Origin of the sequence: Novipirellula sp., assembly GCF_041583735.1 — a bacterium.
Classification (GTDB): Bacteria; Planctomycetota; Planctomycetia; order Pirellulales; family Pirellulaceae; genus Novipirellula.
Map to the genome: position 1 here is coordinate 1 of NZ_JBFHFD010000708.1, position 4,311 is coordinate 4,311.

Annotated in this window: 3 protein-coding genes; 1 reads left to right on the top strand and 2 read right to left on the bottom strand. The window is 55.2% G+C overall.

Translation table 11 applies throughout. The features are described 5' to 3' along the window. Positions 1-416 precede the first annotated feature (416 nt). Positions 417-1,514 carry a hypothetical protein gene (locus ABX962_RS31390; RefSeq protein ID WP_372725507.1) on the top strand — a complete coding sequence of 366 codons (1,098 nt, stop codon included), beginning with the start codon at positions 417-419 and terminating at the stop codon, positions 1,512-1,514. Positions 1,515-2,179: 665 nt separating this feature from the next. Here ABX962_RS31390 and ABX962_RS31395 read toward each other — a convergent pair. Together ABX962_RS31395 and ABX962_RS31400 are read right to left on the bottom strand one after the other, a co-directional pair. Further along, a complete protein-coding gene (locus tag ABX962_RS31395; protein ID WP_372725509.1) occupies positions 2,180-2,422 on the bottom strand; it encodes a DUF1080 domain-containing protein in 243 nt (80 codons plus the stop codon). Beyond that, positions 2,419-2,937 (bottom strand): hypothetical protein, encoded by a 519-nt coding sequence (locus ABX962_RS31400; protein ID WP_372725511.1) that lies wholly within the window; start codon positions 2,935-2,937, stop codon positions 2,419-2,421. Before ABX962_RS31400 ends, ABX962_RS31395 begins: the two co-directional genes overlap by 4 nt. Positions 2,938-4,311 lie beyond the last annotated feature (1,374 nt).

Sequence of the window (4,311 nt, forward strand, 5' to 3'; positions counted from 1 at the left end):
ACCGCAACAACCGTCCCGACGACGACCAGGACCGCTCACGCAATTCCCGCCGGATCGCGTTTGCCCCGCCCCCGACACCCGGATTCGGTACTTCGGTGTCGAGGACCGACGCGCAGCACCGATGCGTCCAATCCGCTGAGGTCGATGCATCCGCCGCGCGCCAGTGAGCGGATCCAAGAACTGCTAGCGGCCCGTTGCCCACCCTTCCAAGAAGCGTTCCCTCTAACTCATGCGATTGGAAACAGCTCACGTTCGTGGGAGAACTCAGCCACAACGACAACGCAGTGGCGTCGACGCCGCAATCGATAAAATGTTGTTACACTTGGTTTGCGATCCATCCTGGTGAGCTCACCGAGTTCGCGGATCAAAACACTTCAGTTTATCCGCATGGCGACGCCAACTTCGAGTCCTGACTAATGCATTTCATGACTGACCGAGCGAGAATCGTCCGACGGGATTTCGGAAAGCTCTGCACAGGGATCGCCGCGGAGCTGGGAGTCTGGGGGCTCCTAAGTCGCTCGGCGGACGCCGATGAACTATCGGTCGAAACGGGTAGTCCGCTAGGCGATTCCTACCTTGAGAAAGGGCTCAATGCGCTGGCGCGTGCCCACAACATGAGTTCCATGGCAGGGCATCTTGGGGCATCGCTCATTGCCGGATACTTCATCGGAAAGCAACGTCCCAATCTCGAACCCGAGGTCTTCAACGGGATCAAAGATGACCTGGGACGCGTCATTGGCGGCAAGTCAGTCTTTGGCAAGAAGATGTCGAAGCGATCGAAGCTTACCGACGCAGAGTTGTTCGATGCATTTCCAAAGCAGAAACCGGACGAATCTCTGATCGACGGTATCGCCGAGGGTCTCGAAAAAAGCATCGATCAACCTCGCCAATCTGGGCACAACGTGATCTTCGCATCCCTCGCGATCCGCGCGCTTAGGGAACAGCCCAAATTTGCCACGCCCGCCGTGGTCGATGGAATCTTGAAGTTGATGGCCCTATTCGAGAACCAGACACCAGGCAACGGTTACTACGGCAAGGAAAAGGGCCGCATCTATGGGAACAAGGTCATTCTGCCGGATGAAGATGGAACTCCGGAGTATGACGATATCGAGGGGATGATCATCGCTGTGTTTGGCGAAGCGATCAAACTTACACCGGAAACGCACCGCGTCGGTTACGGTGGGCTTGTCCACGTCATCAACCACGCTGCAGCCATCGTCAATCTTGCTGGTTGTGGCTACACCGACTTGTTGCCACGTGCGATCCGATCACATCGCCATCACCTTCGACTTTGGCGGAATCTCCCGAATGTTGCCGATGAAAAAGGGCCGTTGCAGGTTTCCAAGTTTACACCTCATACCGCCGACTATTGGACTTCCGGAAGCATTCCCTACGATCGTGCCCTCCTGACTCATCGCGTCAAGACCATGTTCGGTTTTGATGAATTGGCCGCTGCGGTTGACGAGGACGCAAAAGAGAACGCGGCTTATGACAAGTTGCGCTATATGATGTAGCCTCACAACGGGTTCGTTAACGAGACGAAACCATGGCGAGAGGCGACTTAACAGATTTTCTACGGCGCGGAAGCTGGACCAGCCAAAGTCACGAATCAAATCCGCTCCGCCGCATCGGTGCGGCCAACGATGCGAGTTAGCCGTTTCATCGCAATTTCCCCGGATTCTGGTCCCTGATTTTGAGAAGTGTGCGCCAAGGCGATTTCGCTAACTCCACGAAGCCGATGCAACCGCTGCTCCGGCGTGCTGATTCTGAATTCGGGCGTCGATTTGTCCGATGGAGTGAAAATCGAAAACGAGCAGGGGGCAAAACGATGCGGGGCAAGACGATTACTATCTGGAATTGTTTTGCCCCTATTGTTTTGCCACTCATTCCCGAATCGGCCGCTGGAAAAAGGCAAGAAGATTTCGGAGGTAAGAAAATGAATTCCGGCTGCGATCCTTGATCGTCGGCAAATTTCTTACCTCCCAAATTTTCCTACCCCCGCTTCTTCGTCGTCCTAAGCAACGAAACAACTCTCTCAAACTCGCAGAGGTTGGACCAACCTCTGCATTTTTGGCGATCCTCGAACTGCAGAAGGTGCGTGACACCGAAGCGAGTGACGGGTTCCTGTCAAGAGCGTCTGGCAGCCGCGAACCGACAAACCACCACTCGCTCAGTACGATCAGTCGGTAAGCTTCGTGATCGGAGTCAGCTCCAGCTTCCGGAACTCGACGACCGAGCCTTCGGCTTGCAACGCGAGTTGACCTTTGGTTGCGGTGCAGCCGGTGCCATGGTTGACCAGGTCACCGTTGACCCACACTTTGACGGCATCGCCAACGCACTCGATGTCCATCGCATTCCACTGGCCCACCGGTTTTTCCGAGCCATCGGTCATCAAATGGCCGTTTGGTTCAGCAGTCGTCATTCGTCGTTCTTTCTGGTCAAGCTGCGGCGCACCTTCGTGACCAGTTTTCCATCGGCGTCGAAGAGGTTGGCAGTCAACTCGATCGAATTCGCATCCAAAAAGATCCATTTCGATTCCGCGGTGCCTCCGTTCGCATCCTTCATGGTCCAGCGAATCTCTTTTCCATCTTCGCTCGCCGTGCCGATCCAATGGTCGGCTTGTCGATTGGAGGAAAAGAACCAGTGGTCGTAACGCCCTGAGCGAGGGTCGAAGGTGGCAAGCATTCTCGAATCAAAGGCGCGGCCCTGATTCGTCACTTCGATGAAGCGTCCACGGAGTTGGAGGCTGCCCGACTGAAGCGACGACAACTTCACGCCGTTCGGATGGGTGGCAGTGACCACTGTCATCACTTCGTCCCACGTACCGAGCCGGTTTGTCAGCAAGCCGAGATCGGGTTGGCTGACCGATTGGGCCGAACAAACGTCGCCCCCTGCGAAATAACCTAGACACAACAACAAGAGTGAGAAACGCAGCACGATGTAGTCTCCGAAAGTGGAAAGGGTCTGGAAGATGGCAATCCGCCGGCTGGGGTCTCCGACATGGGGTCTGTCGGACTCCGGCGTGTAACCAATTGCGACTGATCCGGGTGTAGGATTCAGCCGGATAGATGATGGCAATGCGCACGTCGCTTGCGGGGTGACGACCTCACTGCACCTTGCGATTTCTTTCCTTGGCAGCCAAGTAGGCTTTCGAAGTATTGTAGGCGATGTATTGCAGGCGATTGCTGAATCGACAGTGTGCAGGTCGCTCCAGATCGACGATGGAGAATAAAAATGGGGCAGGAGCAGTAAAGTGAGACTGGGCAAGGCAAGACACCCCAACCTGCCATTCGCTCCTGACCCTTTTTCATGACCTGACCCTTTTTCATGACCCAATGAATCTTTTGTAAACTGTCGTCATCGTTTGGTCCCTGGATAGTAGTGCGAGCTCACACTTGTCGGTGGCTCCCTCGGCTGTTGGGGCTGAAAACGAATTCAATCGTGGATAGCAAGGTCGAGCCGCCGTTTCCGAGACACTACCCAACAACCCGGCCGGCGATTAACGCGATGTGTGTTCGCTAGCCAATCAGTCGGTTCGTTCTAGACGCCCCGATGGGAGAGTGGCACGATGCGTCTTTGGCAGCGTGCGGCAGGGAACCGAGAGGAAAGTAAGGAAATGAGGGGTAGGAAAACTTCAAACGCGAGAACTGCCCCGTTTATCGCGACTCATTTCAGCGTCCGATTTTCTTACCCCTCATTTTCCTACCTTTCAAATTCCCCTCGGCTCATCAGACCACTTCGACACGCGGTCGTGGTGCCACCGGCGCGATGGTGCCACCCGAGATCGAGACACCGTGTTCGACATAGACATGATTTGTGAGTGGCACCATCTACACCTGTCAAGTCGAAGCTCGTTTTCACCGTCTGACGCAGTGGCTACTTGCCAACGAGTCAACACGCAGTGAACCTGCACGTGGCAAAACGATGGGGGCAGAACGATCGGTGGGGAGGTAATGGCGGAATGAGCGAGGGGGCTGGAGGTCACATCCGGTCTGCGCCGTTGGCAGTTGAGATGTCTCGCTCCCATCGTCGGATTCCGTCGTCGTCCACGCCAGGACCAAAAAAAAACCCAGACAGACGGTGGGTCTGCCGGGGTTTATTCGAGTGGGCGATACAGAATTCGAATCTGTGACCTCTACGATGTCAAAGGCGAATTCTGCCCAACTCAAAATCGCGTGATTCACGAGGAAAACACCGTTTTGCCTGTACCGTAAACGTACTGGGCCGTTGCACTGATTGCAACTACTGGCGTCTATTGCGGTGCTCTGGACACCCCAACGTATTGTTGTGCGAGTTCTCCGGTAGTGGTCA

What these genes read in the sequence shown, in the direction of transcription:
- ABX962_RS31390 (WP_372725507.1), top strand. Translation starts at nt 417, where the DNA reads ATGCATTTCATGACTGACCGAGCGAGAATCGTCCGACGGGATTTCGGA.
- ABX962_RS31395 (WP_372725509.1), bottom strand. Translation starts at nt 2,422, where the DNA reads ATGACGACTGCTGAACCAAACGGCCATTTGATGACCGATGGCTCGGAA.